Origin of the sequence: Curtobacterium sp. APC 4022, assembly GCF_030407555.1 — a bacterium.
Lineage (GTDB): Bacteria > Actinomycetota > Actinomycetes > Actinomycetales > Microbacteriaceae > Curtobacterium.
On record NZ_JASDDD010000037.1, the window covers coordinates 18,781 to 35,518 of the forward strand.

Sequence of the window (16,738 nt, forward strand, 5' to 3'; positions counted from 1 at the left end):
GGTGGCTGGGCTGTCGCTCGATCGTGGTGCACCGGTCTGGGACGGTGGTCGACGTGGCACGAGGACTTGCTCAGCGAGCGCGCACTTCGCAAGACGCAACGTCGCCGACGACCCGCAACGCAGTACCGTGCCGCAGGAACGCCGAGGTTGCGTTTTGCGAGGGGTCAGCCGAGGACCGACAGCTGGTCCAGCCGCTCGAGGATCACGCCCTCGCGGAGCGCCCACGGGCAGATCTCCAGCGCGGGCAGGTCGAAGATGTCCAGGCACGCCTCGGCGACGAGCGCCCCCGGCACGACCTGGTGCGCCCGGCTCGGCGAGACCCCGGGCAGCGTGCCGAGCTCGTCGACCGACATGGTCAGGAGCGCCGGCAGCCGGTCCCGGAGCCCCGCCCCGTCGAGCACGCGCGGCACGAGCGGCCCCGCGGCCGAGGGCGCTGCGCCGCAGATCCGGGCGATGGAGCGGAACGTCTTCGAGGTGGCCACGGCACGGTCCGGCGCTCCGGACCGCAGCAGCCGGCCGGCTTCGCGGGCGATCTCGACGCGGACCTCGTGCCGGACCCGGCGCAGCTCGTCCGGGCTGGGGGTGCCGGCAGCGAAGTAGGTGCGGGCCAGCCGTGCGGCTCCGATCGGCATCGACCAGGCGACGTCGGGCGCCTCGTCCGCACCGCCGGCGATCTCGAGCGAGCCCCCGCCGATGTCGAACACCGCGAGTCGTCCGGCGGACCAGCCGAACCAGCGGCGCACGGCCAGGAAGGTCAGCCGGGCCTCGTCCGACCCGGAGAGCACGGCGAGCTCCACCCCGGTCTGCTCCTGCACGTGGGCGAGGACGGCTTCGGAGTTCACGGCGTCGCGGACGGCGGACGTCGCGAACCCGAGCATGTCCTCGCAGCCGCGGTCCTCGGCGACGCGGACGGACTCCGCCACGAAGTCGGTCAGTGCATCGATGCCGACCGGCGTCACCGCGCCCCGGTCGTCCAGGTGTTCAGCGAGCCGCAGCGGGCGCTTGAACGACGACGCGGGCAGCGGGGCAGCACCCCCGTGGGCGTCGACGACGAGCAGGTGACCGGTGTTCGAACCGATGTCGAGGACTCCGACGCGCATGCGCCCACGGTAGCGGTCGGGCGGGAGGCCCGGATCACGTCCCGAGGAACGCCTCCAGCTGTGCGGTGGTCGGGTAGGACGCCTGTGCGCCGGCACCGGTCGCCGCGTAGGCGCCGACCCCGGCGGCGAACCGCGCAGCCTCGACCAACGTGTCCCCCGCGGCGAGCCGCAGTGCGACCGCTCCCATGAAGGCGTCCCCGCACCCCGTGGTGTCGACCGCGTCCACGGGCACGGCGGGGACCTCGACCGGCCGAGCGTCCCCGTCGTGCACGACCGAGCCGTCCCCGCCCCGGGTGACGATCGAGCGCTGCACACCGTGGTCGCCGAGCGCGGCGGCCTCGTGCTCGTTGACGAGCAGGACGTCGGTCAGCTCGAGGAGCTCCGGCGGGACGGCACCGAACGGGGACAGGTTCGTCAACACGGTCACCCCCGCGGCGTGTGCGGCCCGGGCGGCGGCGAGCACCGCGTCCATCGGGACCTCGAGGCAGAGCCCGAGCACGGCGGCGTCGTGGAAGACGTCGGCGGGCAGGTCGTCGGGCGAGAGCGTGGCGTTGGCGCCGCCGGAGATGACGATGGTGTTCTCGCCACGGCCGTCGACGGTGATGACGGCCGTGCCGGTGGCGGTGTCGGGCCGGACCACGACGTGGGTGGTGTCCGCGCCGGAGGCCGCGACGGAGTCGCGGAGCAGCGTGCCGTTGCCGTCGTCGCCGACCGCGCCGACCATGCGGACGGTGCCTCCGAGCCGCCCGGCCGCGACGGCCTGGTTGGCGGACTTGCCGCCGGGCAGGGTCGCCAGGTCGGAGCCGTGCAGGGTCTCCCCCGGCTGCGGGAAGCGCTCGGTGCGGACGACGAGGTCCGCGTTCAGCGACCCGACGATCACGATCGTGTCGGTCATCGGACGGTCTCCTTCTGCGGGACGGCGGTACCGGTCTCGGCGGCCTCTGGTCGGGGGATGAGGAACGAGGTCGCCAGGGCAGCGGTGGTGATCACGGCACCGAGCAGCATCCCACCGGAGTACCCGGCGGTGCCCGAGGAACCGCCGACCCCGAGCGCGATCTGCAGCGCCGGCAGCACGGCGAAGCTGACGCCGGCGCCGAGGTTGAACGCGCCGGCGTTGAGTCCGGGCAGGAAGCCGGGGTTCGAGTCCGGCGACAGCACGATGCCCAGGCCGTTGAGGATGATGTTCGCGATGCCGGCGTAGGTGATGCCGATCAGCACCGTGGCGGTGACGAGCACCGGCAGCGAGTGCACCCCGACGACCGCCATCAGGACGGTGGCGACGATGCTGCCGACCAGGCCGACGCGCAGGACGGCGCGGTAGCCGAGGGTCGGCGCGAGCCGGCCGGCGAAGGGCCCGACGACCCAGCCGACCAGCGCGTACGGCGTGAGGAACACGAGGGAGGCGAGGTCGGCCTCCATCCCGAAGCCCGCGTCGCCGTTCTGGGCGAGCGAGGTGACGAGCCCGTTGACGACGGCGAACACCCCGGTCATCGTGAGGAACGTCGTGGCGAGCAGTGCCCATGTGGCCCGGCGCTTGAGGAACCGGGTCTGGACGAGCGGTTCGCGGACCCGCGACTCGACGGCCCAGAACACGGCGAAGGCGGCGAGCGCGACGACCACACCGCCGACCACGAGCACGGGGTCCGCGTCGCCGAGCTTGCCGGCCTCGTTGAAGGCGGTGAGCAGTGCGCCGACCGAGACGACGAGCGGCACGACGCCGACCCAGTCCATCCGGGTGCCGGCGGACGGGCGGGACTCGACACCCCACTTCGCGACGAGCGCGAGGGCGATGACCGTGACGATCGCGATCACCCAGAAGATCCCGCGGAAGCCGAAGTGGGTCGCGATCCAGCCGCCGGCGAGGGCGTCGATGCCGGCGATGCCGCCGTTCACCGCGGTGAGCAGCCCGAGGGCGGCGCCGTAGCGCTTCGGGTCGCTGATCTCGTTGCGCAGGACGAGCAGGCTGATCGGGACGACCGGGCCGGTGACGCCCTGGATGATGCGGCCGGTGAACAGCATCGGGACGTTCACCGCGAGGGCGGCGACGACGGAGCCGACGAACATCACGGCGAGCATGGCGACGAGCACCCGCTTGCGGCCGACGATGTCCGACAGTCGGGGCAGGAACAGCGAGAACAGTGCAGCGAGCGTGAAGTACAGCGTCTGGGACAGGCCGATCGTGGCGTCGTCCGTATTGAGTTCGCGCGCCATCGTGACGAGGGCGGGGCTGAGCATGCTGGCGTTGAGCTGGAACGCGATGCACGCGGCCAGCAGCGCTGCGGTGAGCGCACCGATCGGTTTCACGGCGCTCACGCCTCCGTCGCGGCGGTCGGCTGCGTGGTCAGGCCGGCGTCGATGCCGTCGGCGGCGGCGTGGGGCGTCCAGCCGGTGTCGGGCGTCTCGCCGATGCGCTCGAGGGCGTCGACGACCAGGTCCCAGAACCGGCCGTGGTCGAGTTCCATGGCGGCGCTCGTCCGGCAGTCCGCGGGCGCCGGGGAGCGGAAGTCGGCGACGGTCATGCCGAGGGTCAGGGTCCCCTGGGTCTCGACGCGGATCGGCACCTTCACGGCCCGGACGATCGTCGGGTCGATGACGTACGCCACGGCGCAGGGGTCGTGCACCGGCGGGGCGTCGAACCCCTGTACGTCTTGGTACGCCTTGCCGAAGAAGTCGAGGAGCTCCCCCACGAAGGCGGCGGGCCCGGTGCCGACGGCGGCGATGCGGGCGGCGACCTCGGGGGTGGCGAGCGCCTGGTGGGTGAGGTCGAGTCCGACCATGACGACGTCCCAGCCGGCGTCGAACACGATCGACGCGGCTTCGGGGTCGATGACGATGTTGAACTCGGCGACCGGGCTCCAGTTGCCGACGTGGACGCCGCCGCCCATCAGCACGACCTGCTTGACGCGCTCGACGATGCGCGGCTCCTTGCGGACGGCGAGCGCGATGTTGGTGAGGCCGGCGGTCGGCACGATCGTGACGGTGCCGGGCTCGTGGGCCATCACGGTGTCGATGATCAGGTCGACCGCGTGCCGCTCGTCGAGGTCGAACGACGGCTCCGGCAGGACTGGTCCGTCCAGGCCGCTCTCGCCGTGGATCTCGGGGGCGACCTCGACCTGGCGGAGCAGCGGCCGTGCGGCGCCGGCGGCGAAGGGCACGCCGGTGATCCCGGCGATGCGGGCGACGGCGAGCGCGTTCCGTGTGACCTTCGGGAGGGTCTGGTTGCCGACGACGGTGGTGACGGCGAGGAGCTCGATGTCCGGGTTGCCGTGGGCGAGCAGCATCGCGACGGCGTCGTCGTGGCCGGGGTCGCAGTCGAGGATGATCTTCGCGGGGGTGCGCGGGGCGTCGGACACGGGGGTGCTCCACTTCGTCGGGGAGCCGGGTGCCCGGGGTGCGGGCGGCCGGCAGGAGGTCAGGGCCTGACGCGCCATGCACGCCGCGTCAAGCGTTTGACATCACACAGCATCAAGCGCTTGACGTCAAGTCGCCGGGATTCTGCATGCACGGCCGTCGCTAGCATCGACCCGTGCCCACGAGCCCGCGCAGTCGCCCCGCTCCGTCCGGTCGGGTGACCGCCGCGATGGTCGCCGAACGCGCCGGCACGAGCATCGCCACGGTCTCCCTCGTCGTGAACGGCAAGGACCGCGGACGCGTCTCGACGCCCATCGCCGACCGGGTCCGCGACGCCGTCGAGCAGCTCGGCTACGTCGTCGACCACGCGGCGAGCTCCCTGGCGCGGGGCAGCGGCGACCTCGTCGTGCTCATCGCCCCCGACCTGTCGAACCCGTTCTTCGCCGAGGTCATCCGCGGCGTCCGCGACACCATGGGCGACCGCTTCCAGCTCGTGCTGTCCGTGACCGAGCGCGGCGAACAGCCGGTGGACGCCGACGTCCGCCGCTTCGAGCGACTCCGCCCGGCCGGCATCCTGGTGGACGCCCCGGCCGAGCACGCGTCGATGGCCGCGAGCGTCCCCGTCGTCCTGCTCGACGCCCCCGGCGGTCCGGGCGCGGTCAACTACGACCTGACCGCCGGGGTGGAGGCGCTGGTCGCCCACCTCGCCGCCGCCGGACACCGTCGGGTCGCCTACCTCGACGGGACGTCACGTGCGACGACGTTCGCGGTCCGCCGCACGCTGTTCGGGCAGGCGTGCACCGCGGTCGGCATCACGGTGTCACCCGTCCAGGCGCAGGCCGACCTGACGATCGACGCCGCCGCGAGCGCCGTCGGGCAGGTCGTCGACGCCTGGCTCGCCGACAGGGTCACCGCCGTCGTCGCGGCCGCGGACACGCTCGCCTACGGGGTGCTGCGCGTCGCTGCCGAGCGGGGCATCGCGGTGCCGACGTCCCTGGCCGTCGCCGGCTTCGACGACCTGCCGTCGTCCTCGGTCACCGCGCCGAGCCTGACGAGCGTCGCCCTCCCCGGCGCCGACCTCGGGCGCGCGGCGGCACTCCGGCTCCTCGCGACGCTCGACGGCGTCGAGGCGCCGGACCCGGCCCTGCCCACCCGCCTGGTCCCCCGCGCGAGCACGGGCGCCTGACCCGGCCACACGACGGACGGGAGGCGCGGCACCCGCTGGCACCGCGCCTCCCGTCCGTCACCTGGTCGCGACTACTCGTCGTGCCGGGCGGTCGACACCGATCCCGTCGGCGAGCCCACCGGCTCGGGTGCGTCGGGCTGGCGGGCCTCGGGCTGCGTCGCGTCGGGCTGGGCCGCGGCCGGAGCCGTGCCGTCCCGTCGTGCCCGCTCGAGCGCGTCGGCCTCGTCGCCACCGACGGCCTCGCCACGGGCGACCATGCCGGCGACGTCCGCCAGCTGCATCTGCGGGATGAAGAGCGCGAGCACGAGCGCGGCGGCGATGAACGGCAGCAGGTACCAGAACACCGGCGACAGCGAGTCGGCGTACGCGTTCACGATGCCGTCCTGCACCGCCTGCGGCAGCTTCGACAGCGAGGTCGGGTCGATGCTCGAGCTGGCACTGGCCGCGTCGGTCGCGCTGCCCCCGGCACCGCGGAAGACGTCGGTCAGCGCATCGGTCAGGCGGGACGTGAAGAGCGCACCGAAGACGGCGACGCCGAGGGAGGCGCCGACCTCGCGGAAGTAGTTGTTCGTCGAGGTGGCGGTACCGACCTGCTCGGGCGGTACGGCGTTCTGCGCGACCAGGACCACGACCTGCATGATCAGGCCCAGGCCGGCGCCGAACACGAACAGGTAGACGCAGATCAGCCAGATCGGGGTGCTCGCGGCCAGCGAGGTCATGCCGAGCATCGCGATGCCGACCACGATCGTGCCGATGATCGGGAACGCGCGGTAGCGGCCGGTCTTCGTGATGAGCGTGCCGGACAGGATCGAGGTGCCGATCAGGCCGACCATCATCGGCAGCATCAGCAGCCCGGAGACCGCGGCGGACGTGCCCGAGGCCATCTGCAGGAACGTCGGCACGAAGCCGATCGCTGCGAACATGCCGAGACCGAGCACGAAGCCGATCGCCGTCGCGATGACGAACGTGCGGTTGCGGAAGAACGACAGCGGGATGATCGGGTCCTGCGCCCGCGACTCGACGAGCACGAACGACGCGGCCGCGACGAGGAAGCCGGCACCCCACGCCCACGTCTCCGGCGCACCCCAGCCGTGCTGGCGGTTGCCGCCGAACTCGGTGAAGAACACCAGGCACGCAGTGGTGGCGGACAGCAGGGCGACACCGAGCACGTCGATCCGCTTCGTCGCCTTCTTGCTCGGCAGGGTCAGGGCGAACCACGCGACGGCGAAGGCCGCGATGCCGACCGGGATGTTGATCCAGAACGCCCAGTTCCAGGTCATGTGGTCGACGAAGAACCCACCGAGCAGCGGGCCACCGACGGCGGAGAGGCCGAAGATCGCACCGAGCGGGCCGAGGTACTTGCCGCGCTGAGAGGCCGGCACGATGTCGGCGATGATCGCCTGCGACAGGATCATGAGCCCACCGCCACCCAGGCCCTGCAGCGCGCGGAACACCACGAACTGCCAGAAGTCGGTCGACAGTGCACAGCCGAGGGACGCCAGCGTGAACAGGGCGATGGCGACGAGGAACAGGTTGCGGCGACCGATGACGTCACCGAACTTGCCGTAGATCGGCATCACGATCGTCGACGCGAGCAGGTACCCGGTCGTGATCCACGCCTGGTGTGCGACGCCGCCGAGTTCGCCGACGATCGTGGGCATGGCGGTCGAGACGATGGTCTGGTCGAGGCTGGAGAGCAGCATCCCGGCGATGAGCGCCGAGAAGATGATCCAGATGCGGCGCTGGGTCAGGAGCAGCGGCCCGTCGGCCTGCTGGCGACCCCGGCGGGTGGTGCTCGGCGCGGATGCGCTCATGAGGTGCCTTCCTGGGCGGGGATGGTGATGGCTTCCGTCATGAGACGGAGGTTGGTGTCGAGGAGCTCGTCGAACCGGGGTCCGGACGCCTCGTCGAAGTCGTCGGCGAAGTACGTGCCGGCGCTGACCCGGATGACTCCGACGGCGGCCTCGGCCACCAGGCGGGCGCGCGGGTCGGCCAGGTCGTGCCAGGCGAAACGCCGGCGGACGGCGTCGGCGACCCTCTGGATCTGCGTGTCCGTGGCGGACAGGAACCGCGCGGTGAGGGCGGGCTCCCGTTCGAAGACGTGCCGGACCAAGGCCTCGTCGGCGCGGTCGATGCCGGCGACGTGCAGCTGCTCGATGATGAGCGCGATGACGGACGGCAGCGGAGCCAGGGTCGTCGGGACGACGGTGCCCTCGGCGTACGCGGCGAGCAGTGCGGTGTCGGCGTTGAGCTCGATGCCGAGGACCACGTCCTCCTTCGACGCGAAGTGGTTGAAGAAGGTGCGGCGGGAGACGCCGACGCGCTCGCAGAGCTGCTCGATGGTGAAGCCCTGTAGCCCGCCGTCGACGACCGCGCGGCGCGCTTCGGACACCATGCTGCGCCGGAGGGCACGGGTGCGTTCAGCGGTGGTCACCGGCTGATACTTGCACTCCTTCTGCAAGAGTGCAATTCACCAGTGGTGAACTCCCAGTGACGTCTGGGTCAGATCGCCTTCGCGAAGCAGTACGACCACGGCATCGTCTCGGCGTACGGCTCGTACACGTCGATGCGGTCCCACCCGGTCTTCTCGTACAGTGCCACGGCCTCGGGCTGCTTGTCACCGGTCTGCAGGATCAGACGGCTGGCACCCTGCTCGCGGCCGACCCGCGCGCACTCGTCCAGGAGCACGGTGGCGGCGCCCTTGCCCCGGGCGGCGGCCAGGACGATGAGGCGCTTCAGCTCGATCTCGTCCCCGAGCCGTCGGACGGCGATGTGGCCGAGGACCGTCCCGTCCTCGTCGACGGCGAGCAGGGACGTCACGACGGTGCTCGGGTCGACGGACAGCACGCGGCTGCGCTCGGCCGAGATCTCGGGGGCTTCACCGGGGTTCCCGTCGCCGTAGCGCTCGTGCATCTCCTCGTCCATGGTCGCGCGGAGTGCGACTCCGCGCGGGTCTTCCCAGGGCACGCGCTCGATGGTGATCACGGTCGTCCATCCTGACACGGACCGACGACGGCGCCCACACGCCGGTGCGCGCTCCGGCCGACACGGCGCCGTGGGACGGGCAGCGTCAGCCGAGCGAACCGATCGGGCTGCCGTCGAGGTCCTCGAGCAGCGCCGCCGCGTCGTCGTACACGGCCGCGGCACCGGCACCGCGCAGCTCGTCGCCGCCGATCCCGCCGGTCATCACGCCGATGCACGTCACGCCGACGCGCTCCGCCGACTCGACGTCCCACATCGCGTCGCCGACCATCACGGCGTGGTCCGCGTCGACGCCGGCCTTCTGCAGCGCGACCTCGATGATCCCGGGGTCCGGCTTCGCCTGCTCGACGTCCTCGCTGCTCGTGACGGCGGCGATCCACTCCTCGGCGTCGAGGAGTTCGAGCAGCCGGTCGAGCTCGTTCTGCGGGGCACTGGTCGCCAGCGCCACGGCGTGCCCGCGACCGGCGACCGCCTCGAGCAGGTCGCGCGCACCGGGCAGCAGGCGCAGCTGCGGCATGTGCTCGGAGTAGAAGGCGGTGTGGAACTGCTTCGCGGTGTCCCGGGTCTCCTCGGAGGCGTCCGGCAGCAGCGACTCGAGCAGCTTCGACGAGTCCATGCCGATCGCCCGGTGGATGCGCCAGGCGTCGACGGACTCCCCCGCCGCGCGGAAGGCCCGCCACCAGGCGTCGATGTGGGCGTAGTTCGAGTCGGCCAGGGTGCCGTCGATGTCGAACAGGACGGCGGTGGTGGGGGTGTCGGACATGGCTCCACCCTGCTCCGTGGGCGACGACCGGCACCTCAGGTGCGCCGGAGGGCGCGGTGGACGGTGCACGAGACGGACGGGAGGCCCGGGACCAGCTGGTCCCGGGCCTCCCGTCCGTCAGGTGCTGACGTCAGTGCCGACGCGATCAGGCGTTGCGGACGTCGTCCGCGGACGACCGCGCGTTGTCCTGCACGTCGGACGCGGCACCCTGCGCCTCGTCCTTGACCGTCTGCGCCGCGTCCCGCGCGGTGCCCGTGAGGTCCTGCGCGTGCTCCTTGGCGGCGTCGAGGAGCGGGGCGCCGACGTCCTTCGCCTGCTCCTTCGCCTTGTCGACGAGCGGAGCGGTCTTGTCCTTCAGCTCACCGGCGAGCTCCTCCTCCTTCGTGGAGGAGGGCAGGAGCGACGACGCGAGCCAGCCGACACCGAAGGCGATGAGGCCGACGGCGAGCGGGTTGCCCTTCGCCTTCTCGACGCCGCGCGACGCGGTGTCCTCCACGGAGCCCGCGGCGCTCGATCCCGAGCCCGAGACGCTCGACCGTGCCGAGTCGGCGGCGGGCGGTGCACCCGCTGCGTTGGACCTGAACCTGCGCGGGGACCTCTGGGACGGGTTCCAGGACCGCCGATCTGCGCGGATCCCGCGCGGACCCTCCCCGGAACGCCAGAGCAGGAGCGAAACGGACGCCCCTCACAGCGGCGCTCCGGTTGGCTCGAGCCATGCCGTCCGTGTCCGTCGTGGTCCCCGTGCTGGACGACGCCGCGCACCTCCGCCGCTGCTTGTCAGCCCTGGAGGCACAGACCCGGCCCGCCGACGAGGTGGTCGTCGTCGACAACGGCAGCTCCGACGACAGCGTGGCCGTGGCCCGGGCAGCCGGCGCCGTCGTCTGCACCGAACCGGTCCGCGGGATCGCCCGGGCCTCGTCCCGCGGGTACGACACCGCCGAGGGTGACGTCATCGTCCGGCTCGACGCGGACTCCGTGCCACCGCCGCACTGGATCGCCACCGCCCTCGACCTGCTCGAGGACCCGGACGTCGTCGCCGTCACCGGGCCCGGCCGGCCGTCCGACGCTGGCGCACTCGTACGGGTCGTCTGGCCGGTCCTCTACATGCGGCCGTACTTCGTGCTCATGCGCGGCGCACTCTCCCGCCCGCCGCTGTTCGGGTCCGCGATGGCCCTCCGCCGGTCGACGTGGCTCGCGGTCCGCGACCGGGTGCACCGCGACGACCCCGAGGTGCACGACGACATCGACCTGAGCATGCAGTTCGACCCGGAGTGGCGGGTGATCGCCGACCCCGCGCTCACCGTGCGGGTGTCCGCGCGACCGTTCGCGAGCCTCCCGTCCGCCGTCCGACGTGCCCGGCGTGCGTTCCACACGTTCCGGGTGAACGGCCGGCGGGGGTCGCCGCCGCGGCGGTGGGCGCGACGGCTGCGGACGGACTGGCGGAACCGCGGGCGCACGCACGCGTGGTGGCGCGGCCGCTGACCGGTTCCGACCGACCAGCTGCCGGTGGGACCACCGGTCGACGGCGTGATCCGTTCGGCGCAGCCTGTACACAGTCCGGACGGACGGCGTAGCGTCCATCGAGTCGCCCTGCCGAAGGGCACCCGAGGGACCCTGACCTCGTGGAGCGACGACACGCGCCTGCCACTCCCGGAGGCACGCGCAGGCCGTGGACGCCCGCCCCTGACCCGAACGGCGGCGGGCGTCCGCGATCCCTCTCGGCCGCCCGCCGGCCTGGAGGCTCCCCCGCGGTCCGGTGCCGAGCCTCCCGTCCGCCGCGACCGGCGACCCGCGACCGGCGACCGGCGACCGGCGCCGGCGGCCTCAGCCAGCCGTGGGGTCGGCCAGCACCGACGCGAACGCCAGCTCGGCCGCACCGCGGAACAGCACGCTGCCGACGAGTTCTGCCGGCACGATCCGCAGGTCCTCGCCCATCGCGGTCATCGTCTGCGCGCGGACCGCGTCCTCGAGCCGGGTCCCGACGTGCCGGAGCAGCGTGCCGAGGAACCCGCCCAGGACGACGACGTCCGGGTTCACGGTGTGCACGACGTTGCGGATGGCGACGGCGAGCGCGGTGACCTGCCGGTCGACGACCGCTGCGAGGGCCGGTGCGGGCCCGTCGGCCAGGACGTCGCCGAGTCGGTCGGCCTCGTCGATCCCGAGCCCCGCCGCGTCGAGCAGTGCGGCCTGCGAGGCTTCGGTCTCCAGGCACCCGACCGCACCGCAGTGGCAGCGGATGCCGTTCGCGGCGACGAAGGTGTGGCCGAGCTCCCCCGCGTACCCGGCAGCTCCGGCGAGGGGCCGCCCGCCGGTGATGATGCCGCCACCGATGCCGCTCGCACCGCCGTTGACGTAGACGACGTCCGTGGCGCCGCGGCCGGCGCCGTAGAGGAACTCGGCCGTGACGCCGAGGTTCGCGTCGTTCGCGGCGCGGACGGGCAGGCCGGTGCGCTCGGCGAGGGGTGCGGCGAAGGCCTCGTCGCGCCAGGCCAGGTGCGGGGCGTACCGGACGACGCCGTCGCCGACGCGGACGATCCCGGGGACGGACACCGCGATGCCGACGACCCGACGGCCCGCGTCCCGCTGCTGATCGGTGGCCGCGGCGACGAGGTCGCTGGCGATGGCGAGGGCCTCGCCGGGCGTCGAGACCGAGGTGGTGCGGACGGTCCGGCGTTCGTGCTCGGTGCCGTCGAGGCCGATGACCGCCAGGGTCACGGCGTCGATCTCGGGCACGATGCCGAGTGCGACGACCTGGGCGGACGCGGACACGGTGGCGCTCGGACGGCCGACGCCGGTCGCGGGTGGGGCGTCCCCCTCGACGACGAGGCCGAGGTCGACGAGCTCACCGACCAGAGCGGCGACCGTCGAACGGTTCAGGCCGGTCTCACGCGTCAGCGCCGAGCGGGGCATCGGCCCGCGCTCGTGGACCAGGCGCAGGACCCGGGCCAGGTTGCGGCGGCGGACGACGTCCGTGGTGCGCACCGGACGGGAGGCAGTGCTCGCCTCCGACATGTCCGCTCCGATCGTCCGTCCCGCCAGCGTAGTGCGGCCCGCGCTGCCGGGGTGGCGCGGCCCGTCCGCGCGGTTCGCGCTGAGCGACAGCGCTCGTGGTCCAGGCCGCGAGGACTGTCGCTCAGCGCGAACGGGCGAACGGGGTTCAGCCGGAGGTGACCGTGCCGTCCGCCGCGAACGACACCGGGTACGTGACCGCGCGGCCGTCCGGGGACGTCACGACGACCTCCCGCGAGCCCGCTCCCCCCGCACCCGGGAACGCCCGGAACTCGAGCGCCTCGTGGTAGTCGTGGTCCGGCCGGTCGGTGCGGGTGGACAGCGGCAGGACCGCACCCTCGCGGACCCACAGCGGCAGGGTGTCGAACCCGTGCCGCTCGCGCCGCCAGACCCCGCCGGTGACGACCTCGCCGGTGAACCAGTTCGTCCACGAGCCCGCCGGCAGCCAGTACTCGACGTCGCCGGACTCGCTGAACACCGGCGCGACGAGCAGGTCCGGTCCGAGCAGGTACTGCCGGTCGCAGTACGCGGCGGTCGGGTCGTCGGGGAACGCCAGCGGCATCGGGCGCATCACCGGCAGGCCCCGCGCCGATGCCTCGAGCCCGGCCGCGTACAGGTACGGCATGAGTCGGAGCTTCAGTTCGGTGAACGCCCGGGTGATGTCGACCGCTTCTTCGTCGAACGCCCACGGGACCCGGTAGGAGCTGCTGCCGTGGAACCGGCTGTGCGACGACAGCAGACCGAACTGCACCCAGCGCTTGAACACCGCGGGGTCCGGGGTGCCCTCGAAGCCGCCGATGTCGTGCGACCAGAAGCCGAAGCCGGACAGTGCGAGAGACAGGCCGCCGCGCAGGGTCTCCGCCATCGACGGGAACGACGAGGTGTTGTCCCCGCCCCAGTGCACCGGCATCTGCTGACCGCCGGCGGTCGCCGAGCGCGCGAAGACGACGGCGTCGCCCGGGCCCTTGGTCCCCTGCAGCACCTCGAACACGGCCTGGTTGTACAGCTGGGTGTACCAGTTGTGCATCCGCTCGGGGTCGCTGCCGTCGGCGTAGACGACGTCGAGGGGGATCCGCTCCCCGAAGTCGGTCTTGAAGCAGTCCACGCCCTGGTCGACGAGTGCGCGGAGCTTCGACTGGTACCAGGCGGTCGCATCCGGGTTGGTGAAGTCCACGAGCCCCATGCCGGCCTGCCAGAGGTCCCACTGCCAGACGGTGCCGTCGGGGTTCCGGACCAGGTACCCGGCCTCGGCGGCCTCGTCGAACAGCGTCGACGCCTGCCCGATGTACGGGTTGATCCAGACGCAGACCCGCAGGTCCTTGTCGTGCAGCCGTCCGAGCATGCCGGTGGGGTCCGGGAACACCCGGGGGTCCCACTCGAAGTCACACCAGGTGAACTCCCGCATCCAGAAGCAGTCGAAGTGGAACACCGACACCGGCAGCTGGCGGGCGGCCATCTCGTCGACGAACGAGGTCACGGTGGCCTCGTCGTAGTCCGTGGTGAACGAGGTCGACAGCCACAGGCCGTACGACCACGCCGGCACCTGCGCCGGACGGCCGGTCAGTGCGGTGTACCGCTCGAGGACCGCCGCCGGGCTGCCGCCGCCGATGACGTGGAACACCAGGGACTCCCCCGGTACCGAGAACTGCACCCGCTCGACGGTCTCGGACCCGACCTCGAACGAGACGTGTCCGGGGTGGTCGACGAGCACGCCGTAGCCGCGGTTCGTCAGGTAGAACGGCACGTTCTTGTACGCCTGCTCGCTCGAGGTGCCACCGTCGGCGTTCCAGATGTCGACGGTCTGCCCGTTCTTCACGAGCGGCCCGAACCGTTCGCCGAGTCCGTAGACGAGCTCCCCGACGCCCAGGTCGAGCTGCGCGTGCACGAACCGGTCGGACGTCGGAGCGTCGGCGCCCTGGACGCGGGCGTTGCCGACGACACCGCGGGACACCTCGGCGCCGGGGTCGAGGGTGACGTACCCGAGCGACTTGTGGCCGGAGCCGGTGAGCACGCGCTCGGCGCCGCCCGCGTCGGTCGACATGAACCGCAGGTCCCACGGCGCCCCGGGCGTGACGACGGCCGACAGGTCGCCGGAGGTGAGGGTCCCGACACCGTCGGCGACCGTGGCGGACCCGTGCCCCGCCTCCTTCCCGACCAGGTCGAACGACAGCTCCGGGCGGGGTGCCCGGAAGTGCTCGACGCGGACCGTCACCACGCCCTCCATCGGGCTCGACAGCGAGACGGTGAGCGTCGGACGGTTGAGGGTGTCACCCCGCGACGCGATGACCTTCGTCGGAGCGGTGACGACCAGACGGTCACCCTCCGGCGAGGTCCGCGCGTCGATGGCGTACGCCTCCGCGGCGTACACGGGGTGGACTCCGGGCCTGAGTTGCCAGAACCCGTCGGTGAACTTCATTACTTGACCGCTCCTGCCGTGATGCCGCGCGCGAGGGTGCGCTGGAAGATGAGGAAGAACACGAGCGTCGGGATGAGGCCGAGCAGGGCCGACGCGCTCGTGGTGGTGACGTCCATCAGCCGGTCGCCCTGCAGCAGGGAGATCGCGACGGGGACCGTCTGGTTGTCGTTGCTGACCAGGAAGGTCAGCGGGATGAGGAACTCGTTCCACGTCCAGATGAAGAAGAAGATGAGCAGGACCGACAGGGTCGGCCGGCTGATCGGGACGATGACCCGCCAGAGCACGCGCCAGCGTCCGGCGCCGTCGAGGGCGGCGGCCTCCAGGATCTCCTTCGGGAAGGTGCCGTAGACGCTCGACAGCAAGTAGGTGCCGAACGCGGACTGGATCACCGTGAAGACGATGATCACGCTCCACACGTTGTCGTACAGCCCGATGCCCTTGAACATCATGTAGAGCGGGTAGAGCAGGACCTCCTGCGGCAGCATGTTCGCGAGCATGAACAGCACCACGATCCAGGTGCGGTAGCGGACCCGGCCGATGCCGATCGCGAAGGCGTTGAGGATCGAGATGAGCACCGCGAGCAGCGCCACCATCCCGCTGATGAACACGCTGTTCCAGAGCTTCAGCGGGAAGTCGACCCGGTTCCAGAACGTGGTGATGCCGTCGAAGGACAGCTGCGTCGGCCAGGCGAGCGGGCCGCCGGCCGCGTAGTCCGCGGGCGTCTTGAACGAGTTGAGCAGGATGAGCAGGAACGGCGCCGCGATGAGCACCGCGATGACGATCCCGCCGGCGAGCACGACCCAGTCGGACGGCCGCTTGCGCCCGCCCTCGCCGGGTCGCCTGCGCGGCTTCGCCGTCGGACGGGAGGCCCGCCCCGCGTCCGCCGTGACGGTCGCCCTGGTGTCGGGTGCGGACACGGTCATCGTGCCTCCTCCTTGCGTTCGGCCCGGGTCTGGGCGGCGATGAAGCCGATGGCGACGATGACGATCACGACGGTCAGCGCGGTGGCGATGGTCGCGCCGTACCCGACCTGCTGCGCCTGGAAGAACTGGCTGTACGAGTAGTAGCTCGGCACGATGGTCGCGTTGCCGGGGCCGCCGCCGGTGAGGGCGTACACGGGGCCGAACACCTTGAGGGCGGCGATCGTGCAGGTGAGCACGACGACGAAGATCTCGGGTCGGATGATGTGCACCGTGATGGAGCGGAAACGCTGGAACCAGTTCGCGCCGTCGAGCTCGGCCGCTTCGTACAGCTCCGGGTCGACGCGCTGCAGGGCCGCCATGAACACGACGACCGGGTAGCCGATCTGCACCCAGACGAGCACGACCGCGACGGAGAGCAGGGCGGTGTCCGGGCTGCCGAGCCAGTTGTGCTGCAGACCGTCGAGCCCGACCGCGCCGAGCACCGCGTTGAGCGCACCGTTCTCCGGGCGGAGGATCCACCCGATGACGATCGCGGCGATCACCGCGGGCAGGATCTGCGGCAGGTAGTACGTGGCGCGGAGGAAGCTGGCGAGCTTGCCGCCGAACTTCTTGCCGATCACGTCGAACAGCGCGGCGGCCAGGACGAGGCCCAGGCTGGTCGGCACGATCACCATCGCCAGGATCATCACGATGCTGTTCCGGAACGAGATCCAGAACTGCCCGTCCGACATCAGCCGGCGCCAGTTGTCCAGGCCGGTGAACTGCGGCGGCAGGATCCCGCGGTAGTTCGTGAACGACAGGTACACGTTCCAGCCGAGCGGCACGAGGATGATCGCGGCCAGCAGGACGAAGCCGGGGAGCAGGTAGAACCAGTAGCTGCCGCGGCCGGAGGCGGGCATGATCGCGCCGTCGTCGCGGCGGCGGGGGCGGGGGACGCGGCCGCGGAGCGGCGCGATCGGAGGACTGGACGCCATCGTCGGGCTTCCCTTCCGGGGAGTGGGGTGGGGC

The 16,738-nt window shown here is 72.1% G+C and carries 15 protein-coding genes; 2 read left to right on the top strand and 13 right to left on the bottom strand.

Annotation, left to right across the window (positions count from 1 at the left end; all coding sequences use genetic code 11):
- Positions 1 to 164: 164 nt before the first annotated feature.
- The 4 genes from QL987_RS11960 to QL987_RS11975 are packed head-to-tail and all read right to left on the bottom strand — an operon-like array spanning position 165 to position 4,453.
- Positions 165 to 1,100 carry a Ppx/GppA family phosphatase gene (locus QL987_RS11960; protein ID WP_290157827.1) on the bottom strand — a complete coding sequence of 312 codons (936 nt, stop codon included), beginning with the start codon at positions 1,098 to 1,100 and terminating at the stop codon, positions 165 to 167.
- 34 nt (positions 1,101 to 1,134) lie between these two features.
- Positions 1,135 to 1,995 carry a ribokinase gene (locus tag QL987_RS11965; protein ID WP_290157828.1) on the bottom strand — a complete coding sequence of 287 codons (861 nt, stop codon included), beginning with the start codon at positions 1,993 to 1,995 and terminating at the stop codon, positions 1,135 to 1,137.
- Positions 1,992 to 3,413 (bottom strand): MFS transporter, encoded by a 1,422-nt coding sequence (locus QL987_RS11970; protein ID WP_290157829.1) that lies wholly within the window; start codon positions 3,411 to 3,413, stop codon positions 1,992 to 1,994. Before QL987_RS11970 ends, QL987_RS11965 begins: the two co-directional genes overlap by 4 nt.
- Positions 3,410 to 4,453 (bottom strand): nucleoside hydrolase, encoded by a 1,044-nt coding sequence (locus QL987_RS11975; RefSeq protein ID WP_290157830.1) that lies wholly within the window; start codon positions 4,451 to 4,453, stop codon positions 3,410 to 3,412. The genes QL987_RS11970 and QL987_RS11975 overlap by 4 nt, the downstream gene beginning before the upstream one ends.
- Positions 4,454 to 4,626: 173 nt before the next feature.
- On the opposite strand from QL987_RS11975, the gene QL987_RS11980 reads away from it, so the two are divergent.
- Positions 4,627 to 5,637, top strand: coding sequence for a LacI family DNA-binding transcriptional regulator (locus QL987_RS11980; RefSeq protein WP_290157831.1), 1,011 nt, complete (start codon positions 4,627 to 4,629; stop codon positions 5,635 to 5,637).
- Positions 5,638 to 5,708: 71 nt separating this feature from the next.
- Here QL987_RS11980 and QL987_RS11985 read toward each other — a convergent pair whose 3' ends face one another.
- From QL987_RS11985 to QL987_RS12005, 5 genes are all read right to left on the bottom strand, one after another.
- A complete protein-coding gene (locus tag QL987_RS11985; RefSeq protein ID WP_290157832.1) occupies positions 5,709 to 7,451 on the bottom strand; it encodes an MDR family MFS transporter in 1,743 nt (580 codons plus the stop codon).
- Positions 7,448 to 8,071, bottom strand: a complete 624-nt coding sequence (locus QL987_RS11990; protein WP_290157833.1) for a TetR/AcrR family transcriptional regulator — start codon at positions 8,069 to 8,071, stop codon at positions 7,448 to 7,450. The genes QL987_RS11985 and QL987_RS11990 overlap by 4 nt, the downstream gene beginning before the upstream one ends.
- A gap of 68 nt (positions 8,072 to 8,139) precedes the next feature.
- Complete coding sequence (locus QL987_RS11995; RefSeq protein WP_290157834.1) at positions 8,140 to 8,622, bottom strand: GNAT family N-acetyltransferase; 483 nt, start codon at positions 8,620 to 8,622, stop codon at positions 8,140 to 8,142.
- A gap of 85 nt (positions 8,623 to 8,707) precedes the next feature.
- Positions 8,708 to 9,382: an HAD family hydrolase gene (locus QL987_RS12000; RefSeq protein ID WP_290157835.1), complete on the bottom strand. Its 675-nt coding sequence runs from the start codon at positions 9,380 to 9,382 to the stop codon at positions 8,708 to 8,710.
- Between the two features lie 145 nt (positions 9,383 to 9,527).
- Positions 9,528 to 9,878, bottom strand: coding sequence for a hypothetical protein (locus QL987_RS12005; RefSeq protein WP_290157836.1), 351 nt, complete (start codon positions 9,876 to 9,878; stop codon positions 9,528 to 9,530).
- A 218-nt stretch (positions 9,879 to 10,096) separates the two neighbouring features.
- Here QL987_RS12005 and QL987_RS12010 point away from each other — a divergent pair, with 218 nt between their 5' ends.
- On the top strand, positions 10,097 to 10,864 hold the full coding sequence (locus tag QL987_RS12010) for a glycosyltransferase family 2 protein (RefSeq protein WP_290157837.1): 768 nt from the start codon (positions 10,097 to 10,099) through the stop codon (positions 10,862 to 10,864).
- Between the two features lie 342 nt (positions 10,865 to 11,206).
- Here QL987_RS12010 and QL987_RS12015 read toward each other — a convergent pair whose 3' ends face one another.
- The 4 genes from QL987_RS12015 to QL987_RS12030 form a co-directional block, all read right to left on the bottom strand.
- Positions 11,207 to 12,394, bottom strand: coding sequence for an ROK family transcriptional regulator (locus QL987_RS12015; RefSeq protein ID WP_290157838.1), 1,188 nt, complete (start codon positions 12,392 to 12,394; stop codon positions 11,207 to 11,209).
- A 145-nt stretch (positions 12,395 to 12,539) separates the two neighbouring features.
- Positions 12,540 to 14,807, bottom strand: coding sequence for an alpha-xylosidase (gene yicI / locus QL987_RS12020; RefSeq protein ID WP_290157839.1), 2,268 nt, complete (start codon positions 14,805 to 14,807; stop codon positions 12,540 to 12,542).
- A complete protein-coding gene (locus QL987_RS12025) occupies positions 14,807 to 15,730 on the bottom strand; it encodes a carbohydrate ABC transporter permease (protein WP_221851062.1) in 924 nt (307 codons plus the stop codon). Before QL987_RS12025 ends, yicI begins: the two co-directional genes overlap by 1 nt.
- Complete coding sequence (locus QL987_RS12030; RefSeq protein WP_290157840.1) at positions 15,727 to 16,629, bottom strand: sugar ABC transporter permease; 903 nt, start codon at positions 16,627 to 16,629, stop codon at positions 15,727 to 15,729. Before QL987_RS12030 ends, QL987_RS12025 begins: the two co-directional genes overlap by 4 nt.
- Positions 16,630 to 16,738 lie beyond the last annotated feature (109 nt).